Source organism: Carboxydocella sp. ULO1, assembly GCF_002049255.1.
GTDB lineage: Bacteria > Bacillota.
Genome location: NZ_BDLQ01000058.1, coordinates 123083 through 144366, shown reverse-complemented (window position 1 = coordinate 144366; position 21284 = coordinate 123083). Strand labels below are relative to the sequence as shown.

Genomic DNA, 21284 nt, shown 5'->3' with positions numbered 1-21284 from the left:
ACTGTTTGGTGTCCCGGCTGTGGTCAAGTCTGAATACCGGCTAGGGGTAATTAAAGAAGATATGGTTAATATTTCCGTAAACGGCCATATACCCATGCTTTCTGAAAAAATAGTGGAATGGGCGGAAAAACTGGAAAATGAGGCCAGGGCGGTTGGAGCAAAAGGGATTAATATTTTCGGGGTCTGCTGTACAGGAAATGAAATATTGATGCGCCGGGGTGTGCCTGTGGCAACCAACTTCTCCAGTCAAGAAATGCCGATTGTTACAGGTGCGGTAGAAGCCATGGTGGTAGATATTCAGTGTATTATGCCCAGCTTACCCAGGGTGGCAAAATGTTATCATACAGAAATTATTACTACTTTACCCAGTGTTAAAATCCCGGGGGCTACTCATGTAGAATTTACCCCGGAAAATGCTGATGAGGCAGCACAAACGATTATTCGCAAAGCCATAGCTAACTTCACCAAACGGGACCCCGCGAAAATAAAAATACCTCAGGATAAAGTAGAGGCTTATGCCGGATTTTCGACGGAGCAGATTTTAGAGGCGCTGAAAAAGGTGAACCAGGAAGACCCTCTGCAACCTCTGGTGGAAAACATCAAATCTGGAAACATTCTGGGCGTAGTGGCCCTGGTAGGTTGTACCAATCCTCGAATCAAGCAGGACTGGGCCAATGTCGAAGTAGCCAAAGAGCTGTTGAAACATAATGTGCTGATTGTAGCAACAGGTTGTTCGGCCCACTCCCTGGCCAAATTTTCCTTGATGTCACCCCGGGGGCTGGAGTATTGCGGTGAAGGATTACAGCAGGTGTTAAAGGTTATTGGAAAGGCCAACGGCCTGGAAACTCTGCCGCCCGTTCTGCATATGGGTAGTTGTGTTGATAATTCCCGGGTAGATGACCTGGTAATGACGCTGGCCAACTATCTTGGAGTTGAAGCAAGGGATCTGCCTGTTGCCGGATCAAGCCCGGAAGTGCAAAGCCCCAAAGCTTTAGCCATTGGCTCCTATTTCCTGGCCCAGGGAATTGATGTGCATGTAGGGATTCAGCCTCCCATTGCCGGATCAGAGCTGGTCAGCAATATTTTGATGGGAGACAAAGACCGGCATGCTCTGACTATGGATGGTCTCTTCGGGGGAAAACTAATCTATGAAGAGGATCCGATCAAGGCCGCACACCTAATTTTAGAGAGAATCATACAAAAACGCAAAGCCTTAGGGTTACCCTGCCCGGATATAACTTAAATGTCAGGAGTTGATACCGGTGTCTGAAAAAGGGCTTAAAATTGCTATTTCCGGTAAGGGCGGGGTGGGGAAAACCACCCTGTCCGCCCTTCTCTGTCATATTTTTGCCCGCGAGGAGAAGCGGGTACTGGCTGTGGATGCGGACCCTGATGCTAATTTAGGCACAGCTTTAGGATTTCCGCCAGAGATTTTAAAAAATTTGACTGCAATCTCTGAGGATAAAGAGCTAATCAAGGAGCGTACCGGAGCCGAACCGGGCACATCGGGTCAGTTTTTTACCCTTAATCCCCGGGTTGAGGATATTCCTGAAAAATATATAGTAGAGTATGACGGCATACGGTTAATGCAAATGGGTAAAGTAGCTAAAGGGGGTTCAGGGTGTGCCTGTCCGGAGAGTGTTTTGCTTAAACATCTTCTACGTCATTTGGTATTAAAGGCTGAGGATACTGTAGTAGTTGATATGGAAGCCGGTTTGGAGCATTTAGGACGTGGTACGGCTGCGGGGGTAGATGCTTTTATTGTTGTAGTTGAACCTGGTAAACGAAGTTTCCAGACAGCACAAGCAATAGTAGCTCTGGCTCGGGACCTGGGAGTCACCAGGGTTTTTGCAGTGGCCAACAAGGTACGTCCGGAAGATGAGGCAATAATTCGGCGAGATTTGGATTTTATGCCGATTTTAGGATTTATACCTTATGACCAGGCAGTAATTGCTGCTGATTTGTCTGGTTTAAGTGTAGTGAAGCAAGCTCCCGAAATCGTGGCAAAAGCATATGAAATTAAAAATCGCTTGTTGGAAGAGCTGGGAAGAGTGTAACTTTACGCGGCCCTAAAGTGCTGATGTAATGGTCGTTAAAAGCCGACCATTCAGACGCCTTTAGAGCCTTTTTTTCTTTGTGTCATCTTAGCGACAGAAATAATGGGGTGACATTGATATACTGAAAGTGAAAAACCACACGATTTTAAGTAAAGGCTTTGGGAAGGAGGCAGAAGATGTGAATTTTGGTTCTCTATTCAGTGAGTCATCTGTGCTAGCTTTGTTTGGTGCAATCGTTATTCTGGCTGGCGAACTGATTGCGCTGAAGCAGATGAAAAACTTAATCCGATTACTGACTATCTCCAGTATTGCAGAAATCGGATATGTTCTGCTGGGACTTGGTCTTGGTACTTATGAAGGTACATCGGGAGCTCTGTTGCATCTGGAATATCAAATAGTAATGCGGGCATTGGTCTTTGTTGCTGCGGCAGCGCTAATTGCACGAGAACGATCTGACAGTATTGAAAAGCTCAAGGGTATAGGTAAGGCCATGCCGGTTACAGCAACCTTGTTCGGTTTTGGCCTGTTCTCGGTCATGGGCTTATCACCCTTTAAAGGTTCTATTAGTAAATTTTTAATAATTTATGCGGCCATTGCAAGCGGTCACTGGTTTTATGCCGCTATCGCCACATTAGGAAGTATCCTTGAGGCAATCTACTTCCTTCTCATCTTTCAGAAACTGTGTTTCGAGCAACCTGCACAGTCAGGGGCCAGTACAGAAAAAGTTAGAGAAGCTTCCCCGGTTTTGCTGGCAGCTATGCTGGTCCTGAGTGGGCTCACCGCTTTAATGGGCTTGTTACCGGAGCCTTTTATTCATAGTGTTGAGTATATGACTGCTGTATTATTAGGGAAATCAGCGCAACTACCTGCCTTTGAATCACCCTGGTCCATTTTGGTGCTCGTTCCCTATGTGGGCGGATTTATTGTTTATCTGGTCGGGCGTTTTTCAGCGGTTTTGCGCAATATCCTGGCGGTCGCCCTTACCGGTACAACGGTATACTTGACCTGGCAGGGTGGCGATTTTGACAGTCTATCCAGATTTTTCGCCCTGATTATGGCTTTTATTGGCTTCTTAGTTACGCTTTACTCTATCGGTTATTTTAAGGATAAGCCGCACACAAATCGCTACTTTTTCTTCTTATTTTTAATGATCGGCACTTTGCTTGGTTTGACAACCAGCAAGCACCTGGGGAATTTTTACGTTTACTGGGAATTAATGACCTGGACTTCTTACTTTTTGGTTATTCAGGAACAAACTGAAAAGGCGCTGCGGGCCGGTTTCAAATATTTTATCATGTGTACTTCCGGTGCTTATATTATGCATTTTGCAATTTTAACTTTGCATGTAAAGCTTGGAACCTTCGATATGGCGGCGATTTCCGCAAACTTACCTGAGTTAACTCCAAGCCTTATGCTTGCAGTTTTGGGAATGTTTATAATCGGTTTTGGTGTCAAAACAGGCCTGGTACCGCTGCATAGCTGGTTGCCTGATGCTCACCCTGTAGCACCTTCGTCTATTTCAGCACCGATGTCAGGGATTTTGACCAAAACCGGTATTTACGGACTGGTACGTATTCTCTTTGTTGTTTTTGGGGCAGGTTTGCTGACTGAGCTGGGCACTACCGGTCAATTTTCTACCATTGGATTTATAATCTCCATGCTTGGGGCCCTGACCCTTTTGTACGGTGAAATTATGGCCCTCCGGCAGACCGACATTAAAAAAATGCTGGCTTATTCCACTATGGCCCAGGTGGGCGAGATAGCAGTCACGCTGGGAATAGGCACTTATTTGAGCCTGGTTGGTGCTCTTTATCACGTTTTGAATCATGCTATTATGAAAAACCTCCTGTTCCTGGCGGTGGGTGCTTTAATTTATCGCTTGAAGAGTCAGGAAATCTCTAAGTTCAAGGGTATCGGCCGGGTAATGCCGGTAACGTCTTTGTGTTTTAGTATTGGCATTTTAGCTATCATGGGCTTGCCACCTTTCAACGGCTTTATCAGTAAATTTTTAATGCTTTACGCCAGTGTACAATCCGGCCATCTGGCAGTGGCGGGTTTAATCCTTCTGGGCAGTATTATTGGCGCTTTTTATTACCTGAAACTGGTTAGGGTTATTTTCTTTGAAAAGTACGAGGGTCCTGCTGTTAAGGAAGCTCCTATTACCATGTTGATTCCAGTTGGGATCCTAACGGGTTTGACTGTGTTTAATGGCTTGTATCCGCAAGCGGGCCTGGCTTTAGTTAAGCCGGTGGTCGATATGATTGCAGCCAAAGGACATATGGCTACAACTGCTATACCTGATGTTACCATCGCCTGGCCCCTGATGGCAGTAATTCCGATGGTAGGCGCTCTGGTTACTTACCTTTTAGGCAGACGTTCGGCCAGGGTCAGCGGCTGGTTAGCAGTTGCGACAATGGTGGCAACATTGATAACAGTTTTAACTGTCTCTTCTGGTCATGACATTTTTTCCCGGAGTTTTGCTTTACTTATCGCTTTTATTGGGGTTGTAAATTTATTCTACTCACTGGGTTATATGGATCACGGACACGCCCAGAATCGCTTTTATGCGTTCTTCCTTTTAATGATTGGCGGCCTTCTGGGTGTGGCGGTGAGCAAAGACCTCTTCAGTTTCTTTGCTTTCTGGGAAATCATGAGCAGCTGGACTCTGTACTTTGTGATTATTCATGAGGAAACCAGGGAGGCATTACAAGAAGGATTCAAATACTTTATTTTTAATTATGCTGGAGCCAGTTTGATGTTTTTGGGACTATTAGTATTAACAGCTAGCACAGGCACCTTTGAGATGAGTGAGCTGGCCGGGCGGTTAAGTGCCTTGCCGACAGGTCTGGTGGCTTTTGGTTTAATCTTGATGTTGATCGGCTTCGCCATGAAAGCTGCTATGTTACCTTTCCGCATCGATTATCAAATGCATCCACCAACAGCACCAACACCGGTCAGTGGCTATATTTCTTCTGTGCTGTTAAAAAGTGCGCCTTTTGGGATGGTTAAATTATTTTATGTATTTGGAGGCATTTCTCTTATAAGCAAGTTAGGCCTGGCAGGCGGGATGCCGAGCCTGATGTATATAGTTGCCTGGGTAAGCGGCTTAACAATCTTAATGGCTGCGGCACTGGCTCTGCTGCAAAGTGGTATGAAACGCCTGCTTATTTATCATACGGTAAGCCAAATGGGTTATATCATCTTAGGAGTCAGCCTGGGCTCTTCTTTAGGTATGGCTGGAGGATTATTGCATTTAGTTAACCATATGCTGTTTAAGAACCTGCTGTTCTTAGTTGCCGGTGCCATTATGGTGAAAACCGGTATTGAAAACCTGGACAAGTTAGGAGGAATTGGCAGGAAAATGCCGGTAACTCTGGGGGCCTTTGCGATTGGGGCATTTTCTATTGCTGGCATTCCGCCTTTTAATGGTTTTACCTCTAAATGGATAATCTATGAAGCTGCCATGGAGAAAGGATATGTGTTTTTAGCGATATTCTCCTTGTTAGCAAGTGTTTTAACCTTAGCTTCTTTTCTTAAATTTTTACATTCTGCCTTTTTCGGACAATTACCGAAGGAGTTAGAGAATGTAACTGAAGCACCGTGGACAATGCAAATTCCTATGGTAATTCTGGCTGTTTTGTGTGTAGTTTTTGGGGTTTTCCCTGGTATACCACTTACTACCATTGCGGCCATCGAAAGCTGGTTGGGTCTAACCCCGGTTTCAGCTTCGCTCTTTGGGATTGATTCCGGGCTGGGGGCGTGGAACGCCGGAGTTATCGCTGCAGTATTGGCAATAGCCTTCATTGCAGGTGTAAGTGTCTACTTTATTGGCAACGGGAAAATCAGATATACAAAAATCTATACTTGTGGAGTAACTGATTTAACAGCCGAAGAAGTGCATGTTAATTCCCATAATCTTTATGAATCGCCCAAAGGCCTGGTTAAACAGTGCATTAAAGTTTTATACCGGATTACCGGTCTGGGTAAGGGGGTGGAATTGTGACGGATGTTGTACAACTAATCTTTAATTTGTTGCTCTTTCCCGGGGGTTTGTTTGCTATAGTCGTTGGCTTGTTCCTTATGGGAATTGACCGTAAGATTGTTGCCCGAATACAGAGGCGGGTTGGCCCCCCTATTTTCCAGCCCTTTATTGACCTGGTCAAACTAACCGGGAAGGAGATAGTTGTGCCGGAGACTGCGCATCTGCAGGCATTCAGGTTAGCGCCATTGCTGGGGTTTGCCGGGATGATGGTGGCCGTTACCTTGATACCTATTGCTGGCGTATACAAGGGTCTTGAGTTTTCGGGAGATTTGCTGGTTGTGCTTTATTTGCTGGCATTACCTGCCATTGCTTTGATGGTCGGTGGCTCTGCTTCCAGCTCACCCTTTGGAGCTGTAGGTTTTTCCAGGGAAATGGTCATGATGATGTCCTATGAACTGCCGTTACTGGTAGTACTGGTAACCGTTGCGTTGAAAGTTGGATTGGCAACAGGTGGAATTGCTACCTTCTCTTTAAGTGAAATTGTAAGGTACCAGCTGGAAAACGGGGCATTACTTTTTGATTACACCATGTTACCGGCTTTACTGGCTTTTCTGGTTTTCATTCCAGGTAACATGGGGGTAGTTCCCTTTGATATCCCCGAAGCAGAAACTGAAATTGTCGAAGGTCCGCTTCTGGAATATTCCGGCACTTCTTTGGCTTTATTTAAACTAACAAGTTCCTTAAAAATGGTTGTGGTACTGGGTTTAGCCATAGCCCTCTTTTTTCCGACACCTCTGGGTGAAAACATGTTGCTTAACCTGTTGTGGTATATCTTAAAATGTTTAATTTTAATGGTAATATCCATTACCGTTGTGCGTGCCATTACAGGAAGGGTTCGAATCGACCAGGCCTTTAAATTTTATCTGAAGTATCCTACCGCACTGGCATTAATCAGCCTGGTATTAACATTGTTACAAAGATGACAGGGAGGTGGCAGGATGAAAGAACTAATGCGAAAAGTTGCCAGAAAATCACCGTGGTTGTACCGCATAAATGCAGGATCCTGTAATGGCTGTGATGTGGAACTGGCAACCACGGCATGCATTCCCCGTTATGATGTTGAGCGCCTGGGCTGTAAGTATTGTGGGAGCCCAAAGCATGCTGACATCGTGTTGATTACCGGACCTCTTACTGCCCGGGTTAAGGAAAAGGTTTTGCGTCTTTACGATGAAATTCCTGACCCTAAAGTGACGGTAGCTATCGGTGTGTGTCCGATATCTGGAGGAGTGTTTAGAGACAGTTATGCTATTGCCGGGCCGATTGACAACTTTATTCCGGTAGATGTAAATGTGCCTGGCTGTCCTCCCAGACCCCAGGCGATTATTGATGGGATAGTTGAAGCCATCAAAATTTGGGAAACCAGGCTGTAAAGGAGAGTCACCCATGGCTTCTTTTTTAAAAATAGCTATTCGCAATTTGTTCAAGAAACCGTCTACTGACCCTTATCCCTTTGGTGAAACTTTTGTTCCCAAGGGACTGAGAGGTAAAGCCCAGTATAATGCCAGGGCCTGTGTGGCCTGTAGAATGTGTGAGTACGTTTGCGCAGGGGGAGCAATCCAAATCAGGGAAGTGGCCGATAAAAGCGGCCTGGAGTTCATACTCTGGCATAATACATGTACCTTTTGCGGCCTTTGCGAACATTACTGCCCTACTAAAGCAATTCGCTTAACTGAAGATTATCATACAACTCACAGGCAAGAGGACAAATACAGATATGTGGAAAAAGGCTTCATTAAATATGTAAATTGTGCCCGGTGTGATACACCGATGGTGCCGATAGCCCCTGAGCTATTTAATGTAGCTTTTGAACAAGTTAACACGGATATTGAAAAATTAAGGCATTTATGCCCCAAATGCCGCCAGGAACGGGCCCTTCGCTGAGAAGAGGAGGAAACAGGATGAAGCGGGATATTCAGGAGGAATTTGCAGAAAAATTAGCCCGGGTAGTGGGTGATGGATTCTCCTTGCGCTGGGAAACAGATTCTAAGGGAGTGGTTACTGGTTGGTGCAGGCTCCGTGACCACCGCCATATTACAAACGTGGCTTTGATAGTGGCAAGCCTGGGCGGCCGGGTAATTACTATTACAGCTTATAAAACTAAAGATGCTCAACAGAGAGATGGGCATGAAATCGCCTACCATTTTGATCTGGATGGTTGTACTTGTACAGTTACGATTGAAATACCCCGTGATAGTGGTAAAGTCAATTCCATTACTCCGATATTAAAAAGTGCTGATTGGACGGAACGCGAATTGCAAGAATTATATGGTATTGAAGTGGTCGGCCATCCCAATCCCAGGAGATTGTTCCTCGATGAAACTATTGATGAAGGAATAATGGATAAATTGATTCCTTTATCAGTTGCTATGAATGGAGCAACCAGTAAAACTTTGTGGGAAAAGGTCCTTGCAGCTATTTCCCAGGAGGGGGATATTAAATGAGCACTTATACAATCCCCGTAGGCCCGCTGCATGTGGCGCTGGAAGAACCGATGTATTTCCGGGTACAGGTTGAAGGAGAGACTATCGTGGGCCTGGATATAACGGCAGGGCATGTGCATCGCGGTATGGAATATTTGGTAATGAAGCGAAATATTTACCAAAATCTAACTTTAATTGAACGTGTTTGTTCCCTCTGTTCCAACAACCATCCCTTTACCTACTGTATGGCCCTTGAAAAAATTGCCGGTATCAAAATTCCGGAAAGAGCTGAATATCTAAGGGTTATTGCTGATGAAATAAAGAGAATAGCTTCTAACTTGTTTAATGCTGCTATGCTGGCTCATATCATAGGCTTTGATTCATTATTTATGCATGTCATGGAGTTACGGGAGATAGTCCAGGATGCTAAAGAGACTGTTTATGGCAATCGGATGGATTTGGCCGCAAATTGCATTGGCGGCGTAAAATATGACCTCTCCGATGAAAAGATTAAATATCTGAAGCAGCAATTAGATAAGTTGAAAAAGCCACTGGAAGAAATTATTGACATCTATATGAACAATAAGTTTGTGCGCGCTCGGACTGAAGGAGTAGGGATTTTACCTAAAGAGGAAGCCATTCGCTATGGCGTGGTTGGTCCTGTAGCCAGAGGGTCCGGGATAGATTATGATGTGCGGGTCAAGAGTCCTTATGCTGCTTATGACAAGATTAAATTTAATGTTGCTGTCGAGAATGGTTGTGATGTTAGAGCAAGAGCCATAGTCAGGTTGAGGGAAATTCAGGAAGCTATCAATATCATGGAACAATGTCTAAAAGAATTGCCTGACGGTCCAACTTGTATAGATTATTTGCCGGAGATACCTGCCGGGGAAGCTGTAGCCAAGTCAGAAGCGCCGCGGGGAGAATTGATTTATTATCTCCGCACAAACGGCTCTGATATGCCGGAACGGATTAAATGGCGGGTGCCTACTTATATGAACTGGGAAGCGCTCAATGTGATGATGCCAGGAAATAAGGTCTCTGACATATCGCTTATTATTTGCAGTATTGATCCCTGTATCTCCTGTACCGAAAGATAATGAAAGGATGCGGCGCCATGCATGAGATGGCGATAGTGGATAGTCTTTTCCAGATTATCAATGTCAAGGTAAAAGAGCATCAAATTAGAAAAGTCTTAAAAGTGAAACTTAAGGTTGGCGAGATGACAGCGGTGGAAGATCTGACTTTAACTGCCTGTTTTGAGGCTTATGCTCAAAACACCGTTGTCGAGGGCGCGGAGCTGGTTATTGAGCGGGTGCCCCTGCAGGGAAAATGTCGGCAGTGTACCAGTGTGTTCCGGGTTTCCAATTACAATTTCCAGTGCCCGCAATGTGAGAGCAGATTTGTAGAGATCGTTGCCGGAAGGGAGTTGTACATTGAGGACCTGGAAGTAGAAAAATAGCTCAAACGGAAAGGAGGTGAACCTCGATGGCGAGAGCTAAAGAGAATTTCTTTATTTACGCCGATCCCCAAAAGTGTCTGGGTTGCAAGAATTGTGAGATTGCCTGTGCTGTGGCTCATGCAGGTTGTGATCTACAAACTGCCGTAACCCAGGGCTTGCAATTACAGCCAAGAAACTCGGTGGTTCAAGTTGAGGACATGGTTATGCCCATTCAATGCAGACAATGTGAAGACGCGCCTTGTGCCCACGCCTGCCCTACCGGAGCAATCTACGAAGAGGATAGGTTTGTTAAAATTAATGAAAGTAATTGTATTGGCTGTAAAGTGTGCACTATGGTTTGCCCCTTTGGAGCTATTATTGTAGCTAAAGACATAACAGATGAAGGTACTCACAGAACCCAAAAAGGTAAAGCCAGGAAATGTGATCTTTGTTTTAGCAGGACGCAGGATAGCGATGAATTTACCTGCGCCTGTGTAGAGGCCTGTCCTACCAAAGCAATCATGCTGGTAGATTACGAAAGTTATCGTAAGAAACTTATTGAAGACAGAGGAAAGGAACTGGTAAGGGCTCATGCTCATTCAAAGAACCATGGCCTAATGCGGAAATAAGCAGGGGGAGAGATTATGAGTAAGATGAAAAATACCATAGATCCTGCTGTCAACTATTTGCTACCTTTAGCAAAAAAGGCGGGAGTTGAAACTGTTTGGGATCGTTTTGCAGTTATGAAGCCCCAATGTGGTTTCGGAGAGCTGGGCGTCTGCTGCCGCATTTGCTGGAAGGGACCGTGTCGTATCGATCCTTTTGGCAATGGTCCCCAGAGAGGTGTTTGTGGGGCTGATGCCCACACCATAGTGGCACGCAACCTGGCTAGAATGATGGCTGCAGGTGCTGCTTCCCATTCCGATCACGGTCGCCACATCGCCTTAACTTTATTAGAAGTTGGCGAAGGCCATGCACCTGCGTACCGGATTAAAGACGAGCAAAAGTTAAGAAATATAGCGGAAAAATTAAACCTGGCACCGGCAGGCAAAGATATACGGCAAATAGCAAAAGAAGTGGCTCAGGCTTCCCTGGATGATTATTCGCGGCAAAAGCGCAGCATACCCTGTAACTGGGCCAAAGTGACCATGACAGCTGAACGGGTGGAAAAACTGGTAGATCTGGAGGTTATGCCCCATAACATTGATGCTGTTATCGCTGAGATTATGGCCCGAACTCATGTGGGTTGTGATGCCGATGCAGCCAACATTTTGCTCGGCGGATTAAAGGGAGCACTGGCTGATTATACCGGTATGTGTTTGTCAACTGAGCTGTCTGATGTCCTATTTGGTACCCCTGAACCGGTAGTTACTCAGGCCAACCTTGGCGTGCTGAAGGAAGATGCTGTTAACATTGCGGTTCACGGTCATAACCCGTTACTTAGTGAAATTATTTGTGATGTCGCGTTGAAAATGAATGAAGAAGCCAAGAAAGCCGGGGCCAAAGACGGTATTAACATAGTGGGTATTTGTTGTACGGGTAATGAGGTGATGATGCGACGGGGGATTCCGCTGGCTACTAACTATCTATCCCAGGAAATGGCCATAGTTACAGGCGCTGTAGATGCGATGGTCGTAGATGTGCAGTGCATTATGCCTGCTCTTACCAGTGTAGCGGAGTGTTTCCATACTGAAGTAATCACCACTATGCCTGTAAATAAAATCACTGGCGCCACTCACATAGAGTTTCGGGAAGAATCGGCTGTGGAAAGCGCCAGGAAAATCGTAGAAGTGGCAATTGAGGCCTTTAAAAGACGGGATAAGCGCAAGGTCAACATTCCTGACTACAAGCAAACAGCCATTGCCGGTTTCAGTGCCGAGGCAATTCTAGCGGCCTTAAGCAAGCTAGATGCCAAAGACCCGTTAAAGCCATTGATAGATAATATCGTTAACGGTAATATTCAAGGAATTGCGTTGTTTGCAGGATGTAACAATCCTAAGGCGATCCAGGACAATAACTTTATCACCATTGCGAAAGAGCTGGCGAAAAATAACGTCCTGATGCTGGCTACTGGTTGTGGAGCCGGTACCTTTGCTAAAACCGGTTTAATGACTCAGGAGGCAACCGAGGCTTATGCCGGTGAATCCTTGAAAGCTGTACTCACTGCTATTGGCAAGGCAGCCGGATTAAACGGACCTTTGCCTTTAGTACTGCATATGGGATCTTGTGTAGATAATTCCAGGGCCGTTAATGTAGCCGTAGCTATAGCTAACAAGCTGGGAGTGGATTTAGATAAACTGCCTCTTGTCGCCTCTGCTCCTGAGTTTATGTCGGAGAAGGCAGTAGCTATTGGGACCTGGGCAGTTACTCTGGGAATACCAACCCATATTGGAATAGTACCCCAGATTATGGGTTCCCCGGTAGTGGCTGAATTTTTAACTGAAAAAGCAAAAGAGTTGCTGGGTGGCTACTTTATAGTAGAAACCGATCCAGAACAAGCCGCTGCTAAACTAGTTGCCGCTATTAAGGAAAGACGTAAGGGTTTAGGGATTTAAATTTTGGTTAATGGGACAGGATTAGGGCTCTTTGGAGCTCTAATCCTGTTCTGATAGAGAGGAAGGTTAACTATGAAAATAGCAGTTACAGGTAAAGGCGGAGTAGGAAAAACTACAATTTCCGGGGTTTTAGCCAGGCTTTTTGCCGATGAAGGTTATCGGGTTTTAGCTGTAGATGCTGACCCGGACGCAAACCTTGCTTCAGCTCTGGGTATACCTGAGTCGCTTTACAAAACAATAACCCCCTTTTCTAAAATGAAAAAGTTAGCGGAAGAACGTACCGGAGCCAATGGGGGCTATGGTTCCTTTTTCATTTTAAACCCCAAAGTGGATGATTTGCCTGAGAAATATTGTCTGGAACATCAGGGTGTTAAATTACTGGTTATGGGCACTGTTGAACAGGGTGGCAGCGGTTGTGTTTGTCCGGAGCATACTTTACTTAAGCGATTAATGAAACATCTCCTGATTGAAAGAGACGAAGTGGTAATTATGGATATGGAAGCCGGAATTGAGCATCTTGGTCGGGGTACGGCTGAGTCGGTAGATGCTTTGTTAGTTGTAGTAGAACCAGGTCGGAGAAGTATTCAGACCGCTAACCAGATCAGGAAATTGGTTGAAGATCTTGGGATCAAAAAGGTCTTTGCTATAGGTAGTAAAATAGCTGATGAGGCGGATATTCGCTTTATTAAAGACAGTTTGGCTGATTTTGAGCTGCTGGGTTTTGTTTCTTTAAGTGAAGATATCAAACAGGCTGATTTGGAAGGAGTTTCTCCTTATGATATCGGTGGCACGATAGTTGAGGAAATCAGGTCAATCAAGGACCAGTTGCTGGCAAGATTGAACAGTTGAAGTCGGCCGTAATACCAGGTGAAAAATATGACCATCATGTCGAAACTTGCTGGAATTTTTGGCAAGGAATTGCTGTAATCGTGCCGAATAAACTTCCCTGTGAGAAAAAGAGAAAAATATCACAGGGGAGGCGGGAGGGTTGACCGGAAGACTGAAGCAACTGCTGGCAGGCTGGCTGGGGCTATTGCTGACCCTGAACAGTCTGCCTTTGCTTTGGGCGGCAGAAATGCCGCGAGATATCAAGGGCCACTGGTCAGAAGCCGTTCTGCTGCGGCAGTGGGAGCGGGGGATACTCACCGGCGAACGGCAAAAGGAAGGCTTTTATCTCCGGCCCAACCGGCCGGTCAGCCGGGCGGAGCTGGTGGTGGTGCTGCTGCGTAACGGCTATGTGCTGGCGCAGCCATTAGCAAAAGAGCCGGTGTTGCCCGGGGACAGCCGGGGCCACTGGGCAGCCCCTTATCTGGCACAGGCGCAGGCTCAGGGGCTGTTAAAAGGCTATCCCGACGGCAGCTTCAAGCCTGACAGACAGGTAACCAGAGCCGAACTGGCCGTCTTGTTGGCCCGGCTGCCGGGCCTGCCAGCAAAGGGGAGCGGTGACGATAAGAAGCTGCCACAGGATGTCCGGGGGCACTGGGCAGAGGAGGAAATCAAGCGTCTGGTGACAGCAGGCATAATCCAGGGCTATCCGGACGGCAGTTTTCAGCCGGAGCGGGCGGCCAGTCGGGCCGAAGTGGCGGTGTTGCTGGATCGCCTTTGGCCGGCCCATACACCTCCTGATCAGGATGGCGATGGCCTTAATGACGGGCTGGAGGCCCGGCTGAACACCAATGCTCAGCTTGTGGACAGTGATTTTGATGGGGTAAGGGATGGAGAAGAGGGGCAACTGGGGCTAGATCCGCTGCGACCAGATAGTGATGACGATGGCCTCAGTGACCAGGAGGAAATTCTGCTGCAGACTGATCCGCGGCGGCGGGATAGTAATGGCAATGGACGCAGTGATGGGGAGGAACTCTACCCGCAGACTTATTACAGGGCGGACAAGCCTCTGCAACCGGCTATTTCAGCCTTGCTGCCGGCGCCCGCGATTTACGCGCTGGCGGTCAGGGAGAAAGGGACCAAAGAGAGTTTGGCCCTGCAAAACAATCCTGCTCTGTTAGGATCGGCCCTGGAGGTTATTGCTGCCCCCAGGCGACAGGGAAGCATCACCTTGCAGGCAGATCTGGCACTGGCAGCAGCTGGAGGGGCGGCCAATTTGCTGGTAGCCCATTACCGGCCAGAACGGGGGCAGATGGAGTATTTTTCACCCCGGATACTGGAAGATGGGCGAATCCGGGTGGAAGCTGTGGAGCTGGCAGGCACCTGGTATCTGGTAGATAGGCGGCGTCTGGGACAGGCGGTTTCCCGGGAGGAACTGAAAGAGAGGGATGTGCTGTTACTGGTGGATGCTTCCGGCTCCATGGGTACAGTGGATAAAGAAGGCTACCGGCTGGAACTGGCTGCTGACCTGGTGCAGAGATTGGGGGCTGCTGATCGAGTGGCAATAATGGCCTTTACCGAAAAAACTGAATTATTAGTACCACTGACCGTGGATAAGGCCAGGATCCGGACTGCCCTGACCGGGATCGGCAGTGATGGGGATACTGATCTGCAGGGGGCAGTGGCAGCGGGGATAGATTACATGCTCAGGGAAGGCCGCCCGCAAGCGGAAAAATCCATTGTCCTTTTTACAGAGGGACACAATACCCGACCGGAGGTATTATGGGAACTGGGCGAGAAGGCAGGTAGCAGTGGGATCAGGATTCACACCCTGGGCCTGGGCGTTGGGGTGCATGGAGTGCTGCGGGACCTGGCGGAAGCCGGTGGTGGTCAGTATCAGGATGACTGGCATGGGGAGGAACTGCTGGCTTTGTATCCCCCCGCTCCGGCAGAGGACAGGGATGGAGATGGTTTGCCTGATGGGGAAGAAAGGCAGGGCCTGTTGACCCAATACGGCCAGGTTATTTTTACCGATCCGGAGCGAGCAGATACGGATGGGGATGGCTTAACTGATGGAGAGGAAATGGGTATCAGCCAGGCCAAACCTTTCGGGTTGACAGCACAGATGGCAGTTCCAGGGTATAATATTCAGTCCAATCCTTTATTCCCGGATACAGATGGAGATGGCTTGCCGGACAAGGAGGATCCCAGGCCCCAGGTACCGGACTGGCCGATTCTGGTATTATTGCATGGTTTATTTTCTGACCGCACTATCTGGGGAATGTATAAAGACAGGGAGCATATCGCTCCTGACAGTTTCCTGGGTTACTGGCGGGAAATGGGCTATAATCTGGAGCAGGTACTTGCCTATCAGTATCCTTCAACAGAACATGTCAGCAGGGTGGCGGCCAGTCTGGCCGCAGCCTTACCAGTTGAAGAAAAAAAGCGACATCCCTATGGCAAAAGCTATTGTTATCTGCTATTAGGCCATAGTAAAGGAGGGCTGGTGGCCCGTTATGTAGTGGAGCACAGTCTGTTCCGGGGGCGACCGGTGCTGGGGCTTTTCACACTGGGAACCCCGCACTGGGGCTGGTCACTGCTGAGCGGTTTTTACAATGACCTGGCCCCGGATAGTGAATTGTTTGTTGTCCAGGAAAGAGAGCCCCTGAAGCGCATTTGTCAGCCATTGACGGGCAAGCCGCTGGGAGTACCATATATTCCGCTGGCAACTGAGTACAATTCCTGGACGGAAAAACTGGTAATAGCTGACGAGGAGGTAGCAGCTTTGAAAAAAGCCGGAGACTGGGTGGTGGGCAATACCAATGCTCTGGCGCAGGGTATTCCGGCCCGCAAGCGTTACCTCCTGCGCACTCCGGAGAAATATTATCACTGGGAAAGTCACCACAATTCTCTGGTCTGGGCCACTGTCTGGCAGGAAACAGAAAAAATTCTGGGCAGCAATTAGCTTCATGCCTGTGCATGAGGCTTCTTTTTTTGCTCATACTAATGCCAGGAGGTGAAAGGCTGTGGAAAATCGCTATCGCATTGCCTTTTTTACACTGCTGGCGGTTGTAATCATCGGGCTCTTATTGACTATTAATTTTGCCTATGGGGACAGGCCCCGCTTTTGTTCCAATTGTCATCTGATGCAGGGGGAATATCGCACCTGGGCAAGTTCGGTCCATCAAGGAGTAGGGTGTAATGACTGTCATGCTCCCCATGAGTGGCCCCGGAAATGGTGGTTTAAAAGCAAGGCTGGCCTGGGGCATATTTATCGCAATACTACGGGACAGTTTCCGGCGGTGCTGCGGGCTACTCCTCAGAGCCAGGAAGTGATTCAGGCCAATTGTATTCGCTGTCATAAAGGGACATTGCAGAAAATCAATACGGAACAGAAATGCTGGAATTGTCACCGGGGAACCCCGCATGGACAAATGCTGGAAAGGGTGAAAGAAGGATGAATTTTTCAATGCGCACTAAAGGAATAATCTTGCTGGTTTTAGCTGGCCTGGTCCTCTGGGCTGCCGGTTGTGCCGGGCCGGAGGGGCCAAAGGGACCGGAAATCAAGAAAGGTGCTATCAAGGAAGAAACCTGTGATCCCTCCGAATGGGGCAAGGTCTATCCCCTGGAATATGAGACCTATCAAAAAAATAAACTGGCGGAGCGCACCAAATATGGCGGATCAGTTAAATACTCAAAATTTACTACAGAGCCGGAAATCAAGGAATTGTTCAAAGGCTATGGTTTCAGTATCGACTATAACGAGGAACGGGGACACGTATATTCACTGGAAGATATTCGTGCCACCAAACGGAAAAAACCCAGTGCCTCTTGCTGGACCTGCAAATCGGCGCAAGTACCCAAGTTAATCCGCGACATGGGGGATAAGTTTTTTACCAGTGATTTTGAGGAAGTAGGGAAGAAGATCAATGTCCCCATCAGCTGTGCTGACTGCCACGACCCGGAAACTATGAACCTGCGCATTACCCGGCCACCATTTGTGGAGGCTATGAAGGAACGGGGGATTGATGTTACCAAAGCCAACCGCCAGGCCATGCGCAATTATGTCTGTGGCCAGTGCCATGTGGAGTATTATTTCCGCAAGGATAACAAGAAAGTGGTATTTCCCTGGAAAAACGGGCTGGAACCGGAGCAAATCGAGAAATATTATGACCAGTATGAGGGGGGCCCTTTCTTCGACTGGGAGCACCCGGATTCCAAAGCCAAATTGCGAAAAGTCCAGCATCCCGAATTCGAAACTCATATGACAGGTATCCACGGTAAAGCGGGAGTGACCTGCGTGGATTGCCACATGCCCTATTTACGGGATAAGAATAAAGTCAAATATTCTTCTCACTGGTGGACCAGTCCCCTGAAAGATGTGGAGCGCTCCTGTGCCGTTTGCCACCGGGCTCAGAAACCGGAATGGTTCAAGGAAATGATTTACCGGATTCAGGACCGGACCTGGGCGTTGCAACAGCGGGCAGCTCAAACCCTGGTGGAGGCTCACCAGGCTGTAGCCGCGGCTGAAAAAGCCGGACGCCCGGCAGCTGACCTGGAAGCCGCCCGGCGCTTGATCGTGCAGGCTCAGTGGCGCTGGGACTGGGTGGCAGCGGAAAACTCCCGCGGTTTCCACAACCCTGACCAGGCGCTAACAGTCCTGGGACAGGCTATTGACCTGGCCAATCAGGCTATCAAAAAAGTTAAGTAAAAGAAGTAGCCCTGACCTGTACAAACATCGGTCAGGGCTTTATAATTTTGATAGCAAGCAAGAGAGAGGTGAAGGGATGTTTAAAGCAGCAATGCTGTTTATTCTGGCCGGTCTGGCGGAAATCGGGGGTGGCTATCTGGTCTGGCTGGCCTTGCGGGAGCAAAAGGGCTGGTTCTATGGAATCGCCGGGGCGACTATCCTCATTCTCTACGGTATTCTCCCCACCCTGCAGGAGTTTCCTTCCTTCGGGCGGGTTTACGCCGCTTACGGTGGTGTATTTATCGCCCTTTCGCTGCTCTGGGGCTGGGGGATTGATGGCAGACAGCCCGATTTCTGGGATGGGCTGGGTGCGGCCATAGCATTGCTAGGAGCTGGTATTATCCTCTATGCACCCCGGGGTTAATCCCCCTTGTCTTTAACTAATTAAAACACTAATATATTGCAGAAGCGATGAGAATGGCGTATAATGGCAGGTGAACAGGCAGTGAAGGAGGGGGACCATGAACTATCGGTCCAAACTGGAACATCCACTGGTTGACCGGCTGTTTGACGCCATTTTGTTATTGCAAAACCGGGAGGAGTGCTATCGGTTTTTTGAGGATATCTGTACGGTGGCGGAAATCCAGGCCCTGGCCCAGCGCCTGGAGGTGGCCAGATTGCTGGAAGCCAATGCCACTTACGGGGAAATTGCGGAACAGACCGGGGCCAGCAGTGCCACTATCAGCCGGGTCAAACGGGCCCTCTATTACGGTGCTGATGGTTATAAGCTGATTTTGCGCCGTCTGGCCGAGGAGAAAGGGGAATAGAGATGGAGAAAGAAAAATTCTGGCGCATACCGGCAGGAGTGCGAGACTGGTTGCCGGGGGAAAGAGCCAGCCGCAGGCAGCTGGAGGAGGTTATGACCCGGACTTTTGCCCTCTGGGGTTATCGGGAGGTGGCCACTCCCACCCTGGAATACTGGGATAGCATCAGCCTGGGCCTAAATGATGAGGGCAGGGAAGTCATCAAGTTAATTGACCGCAATGGCGATATTCTGGCCCTGCGGTCGGACTGGACCACTCCAATTGCCCGGCTGACGGCCAGTCGCCTGGCCCAGTGGCCCTTGCCCCTGCGCCTTTTTTACAGTGGCCAGGTTTTTACCCAGGTAGAACCGCAGGTAGGGCGCTGGCGGGAGTACGGCCAGGCCGGGGTGGAGCTGATCGGCTTGCCGGGAGGCTGGGCTGATGGGGAAGTAGTGGCCCTGGCTGCTGAAAGCCTGCTGGCCGCCGGCTTAAAGGAATTTCAACTGCATCTGGGACACATGGGACTACTGCAGGGTCTGATGGCTGAACAGGGCCTGACTCCTGAACAGGAGAGGGAAGTGAAAGCCGCTGTGTCCAGAAAAGACCTGGTGCGGGCGGAACAGCTGCTGGGTCGGGGAGCGGAACTGCTGACCCTGCGGGGAGGCCGGGAGATGCTGGTGCGGGCAGAGCAGCTGACCAGGGGACCGGAAGCGGCTCAGGCTCTGGCCGAGCTGGGGGAAACCATGGACTACCTGGAGGCTTATGGCCTGGCGGAACGGATTGTCCTGGACTTCAGCCTGCTCAGAGGGCTGGATTATTATACCGGTGTAATTTTTGAAGGCTTTGCCCCCGGCCTGGGCTTCTCCCTTTGCGGAGGCGGCCGTTATGATGGGCTGCTGGCCCGCTTCGGGCAGCCGTTACCTGCTACTGGCTTTGCCATAGGCTATGAACGGCTGCTCCTGGCTCTGGAACGGCAGGGAGTAAATAGACAGGGGATGGATACCGAGGTACGGTTACAGCGGAGGGAAAAGAACTGGACAGAAGTGCTGGCTGAGGCCAGAAGGCGCCGGGCAGCAGGGGAGATAGTGATAGTGGAGGGATAAGCTATGCTCAAGAAAATGGCAGCCTGGTTGGCCACCAGTCAGGGCCTATCGGCAGAGGACGAGGAAGTACTCCTTTACTCCTTGACCATCCTTACCACTACCCTCGGTAATATTCTGGGCCTGGCCCTGCTGGCCTGGCTGCTGGACACCGGGTGGGAAACCCTGGCTGTAACTCTGCCAGCAGTTACCCTGCGCATGTGGGCCGGAGGTGGCCATGCCACTGCCCCCTGGCGCTGCGTTATGGTAGGAACTACCGTAATGGCTCTGCTGGCCTGGCTAACCCGGACGGCCGCAGAGAGACTGGAGCCAGCAGTGCCTGTGCTGATCATGCTGGCTGCCCTTGCCATCTGGCGCTATGCACCGGCGCCGGCCCCCAGCAAGCCGCTGGGCAGCCGGCAACAGGCGGAGAAACTGCGGCGGCGGGCTTTAGTTACCCTGATCTTCTGGGTCAGCACAATTCTGTTATTCTGGCTGCTGGCAGTACCGGCCTGGTTGACTGCCGGGATGGCCTTAGGTATGTTCTGGCAGGGGTTGACGGTAGTGCCCCCTGTTTACCACTGGCTGGGCAAATATTTTTAGATACCAGCAGGATTTTTGCTATATTTTGTCGAAAATCCATTTAGAGAGTATAAATAGCGACAGCCCGGCCCCTGTTCCGAGGAGGCGATGGACCCATGTCGAAGCGGATCTTGAGCGGGTTGGTTAATGTGCTGTTGTTGCTGGCACAGGCTAATGTGGATATAACCAGTAGTCTGTTTGTCTATGAACCCGAAGTGCCGAAAAAATTGAGGAAATAGGGCGAGTTTCTTGGGCTGTCGCTATTTTAAAAATAAACAAGAAGAGGGAGAAAATGCAGTTACAGGTTTTGTTACTATCCTGGTGGCCGGCCATAGCAGCCTATTTGTTATTGTTTACTACCTTGCTGGGCAAGCGGGGAACATTGCTGCAGGTACTGGGCTTGGGCCTGGTGCTGGCCCTGGCAGATGGTGTTGTTGCTGCCCTGATTAAACGCGCGGGCCTTCCTTATGGTTTGCATATTCCTGTTTCTTTGGCCTTGATGGCTTTAGGGGGCAGCATTGTTTGGAGGCGTGTCTGGTTTAGCCTGGTTGTGGCAATATTAAGCTATCTAACCATGATAGTTATTGACATTTTTACCGGAATACTGGTTGTAAAAATCTTAAATCAACAAAATTTTTTACAAAAAGCTTTAAATGATTGGCGTTTAATGATTTTAGTTGGTCAGTTACAAATGATTCCTGTTTATCTGGCTGCCTGGTGGACCGGACGCCGACGGATAGTCTGGTTCGACCTGTACCAGCGCAGGATTCGTGGATAAAAGGATGGGGAG

Annotated in this window: 20 protein-coding genes and 1 pseudogene; all 21 read left to right on the top strand. The window is 48.8% G+C overall.

Annotation, left to right across the window (positions count from 1 at the left end; all coding sequences use genetic code 11):
- Positions 1-1243 (top strand): annotated as a pseudogene (locus tag ULO1_RS08930) (carbon monoxide dehydrogenase); the annotation flags it as partial.
- A gap of 19 nt (positions 1244-1262) precedes the next feature.
- Entirely contained in the window at positions 1263-2057 is a 795-nt protein-coding gene (locus tag ULO1_RS08925; protein WP_078665962.1) for an AAA family ATPase, read from the top strand.
- 178 nt (positions 2058-2235) lie between these two features.
- Positions 2236-6060 (top strand): proton-conducting transporter membrane subunit, encoded by a 3825-nt coding sequence (locus ULO1_RS08920; RefSeq protein ID WP_079907331.1) that lies wholly within the window; start codon positions 2236-2238, stop codon positions 6058-6060.
- Complete coding sequence (locus tag ULO1_RS08915; RefSeq protein WP_079933410.1) at positions 6057-7022, top strand: respiratory chain complex I subunit 1 family protein; 966 nt, start codon at positions 6057-6059, stop codon at positions 7020-7022. The genes ULO1_RS08920 and ULO1_RS08915 overlap by 4 nt, the downstream gene beginning before the upstream one ends.
- A gap of 15 nt (positions 7023-7037) precedes the next feature.
- Positions 7038-7469, top strand: coding sequence for an NADH-quinone oxidoreductase subunit B family protein (locus ULO1_RS08910; RefSeq protein WP_078665965.1), 432 nt, complete (start codon positions 7038-7040; stop codon positions 7467-7469).
- 13 nt (positions 7470-7482) lie between these two features.
- Complete coding sequence (locus tag ULO1_RS08905) at positions 7483-7980, top strand: 4Fe-4S dicluster domain-containing protein (protein WP_078665966.1); 498 nt, start codon at positions 7483-7485, stop codon at positions 7978-7980.
- Positions 7981-7997: 17 nt separating this feature from the next.
- Complete coding sequence (locus tag ULO1_RS08900; protein WP_078665967.1) at positions 7998-8540, top strand: NADH-quinone oxidoreductase subunit C; 543 nt, start codon at positions 7998-8000, stop codon at positions 8538-8540.
- Entirely contained in the window at positions 8537-9619 is a 1083-nt protein-coding gene (locus tag ULO1_RS08895; protein ID WP_078665968.1) for a nickel-dependent hydrogenase large subunit, read from the top strand. Before ULO1_RS08900 ends, ULO1_RS08895 begins: the two co-directional genes overlap by 4 nt.
- Positions 9620-9636: 17 nt before the next feature.
- Positions 9637-9981, top strand: coding sequence for a hydrogenase maturation nickel metallochaperone HypA (gene hypA, locus ULO1_RS08890; protein WP_078665969.1), 345 nt, complete (start codon positions 9637-9639; stop codon positions 9979-9981).
- A 26-nt stretch (positions 9982-10007) separates the two neighbouring features.
- A complete protein-coding gene (locus ULO1_RS08885) occupies positions 10008-10589 on the top strand; it encodes a 4Fe-4S dicluster domain-containing protein (RefSeq protein ID WP_079907324.1) in 582 nt (193 codons plus the stop codon).
- 15 nt (positions 10590-10604) lie between these two features.
- Positions 10605-12515: an anaerobic carbon-monoxide dehydrogenase catalytic subunit gene (cooS, locus tag ULO1_RS08880; protein WP_078665971.1), complete on the top strand. Its 1911-nt coding sequence runs from the start codon at positions 10605-10607 to the stop codon at positions 12513-12515.
- A gap of 72 nt (positions 12516-12587) precedes the next feature.
- Positions 12588-13364 (top strand): AAA family ATPase, encoded by a 777-nt coding sequence (locus tag ULO1_RS08875; protein WP_078665972.1) that lies wholly within the window; start codon positions 12588-12590, stop codon positions 13362-13364.
- Between the two features lie 139 nt (positions 13365-13503).
- Positions 13504-16305, top strand: a complete 2802-nt coding sequence (locus ULO1_RS08870) for an S-layer homology domain-containing protein (RefSeq protein WP_079933409.1) — start codon at positions 13504-13506, stop codon at positions 16303-16305.
- Between the two features lie 61 nt (positions 16306-16366).
- On the top strand, positions 16367-16801 hold the full coding sequence (locus ULO1_RS08865) for a NapC/NirT family cytochrome c (protein ID WP_078665974.1): 435 nt from the start codon (positions 16367-16369) through the stop codon (positions 16799-16801).
- 8 nt (positions 16802-16809) lie between these two features.
- The gene (locus ULO1_RS08860) at positions 16810-18051 is read left to right on the top strand and encodes an ammonia-forming cytochrome c nitrite reductase subunit c552 (RefSeq protein WP_242947922.1); all 1242 of its coding nucleotides are present in this window, start codon (positions 16810-16812) and stop codon (positions 18049-18051) included.
- A gap of 76 nt (positions 18052-18127) precedes the next feature.
- Entirely contained in the window at positions 18128-18454 is a 327-nt protein-coding gene (locus tag ULO1_RS08855) for a YnfA family protein (protein WP_078665976.1), read from the top strand.
- Positions 18455-18551: 97 nt separating this feature from the next.
- The gene (locus ULO1_RS08850) at positions 18552-18857 is read left to right on the top strand and encodes a YerC/YecD family TrpR-related protein (protein ID WP_078665977.1); all 306 of its coding nucleotides are present in this window, start codon (positions 18552-18554) and stop codon (positions 18855-18857) included.
- 2 nt (positions 18858-18859) lie between these two features.
- Entirely contained in the window at positions 18860-19936 is a 1077-nt protein-coding gene (gene hisZ / locus ULO1_RS08845) for an ATP phosphoribosyltransferase regulatory subunit (protein ID WP_079907321.1), read from the top strand.
- A 3-nt stretch (positions 19937-19939) separates the two neighbouring features.
- Positions 19940-20515: an accessory gene regulator ArgB-like protein gene (locus ULO1_RS08840; protein ID WP_079907320.1), complete on the top strand. Its 576-nt coding sequence runs from the start codon at positions 19940-19942 to the stop codon at positions 20513-20515.
- 95 nt (positions 20516-20610) lie between these two features.
- On the top strand, positions 20611-20733 hold the full coding sequence (locus ULO1_RS08835) for a cyclic lactone autoinducer peptide (RefSeq protein ID WP_079907319.1): 123 nt from the start codon (positions 20611-20613) through the stop codon (positions 20731-20733).
- Positions 20734-20786: 53 nt separating this feature from the next.
- A complete protein-coding gene (locus ULO1_RS08830) occupies positions 20787-21272 on the top strand; it encodes a hypothetical protein (RefSeq protein WP_079907317.1) in 486 nt (161 codons plus the stop codon).
- Positions 21273-21284: the final 12 nt, after the last annotated feature.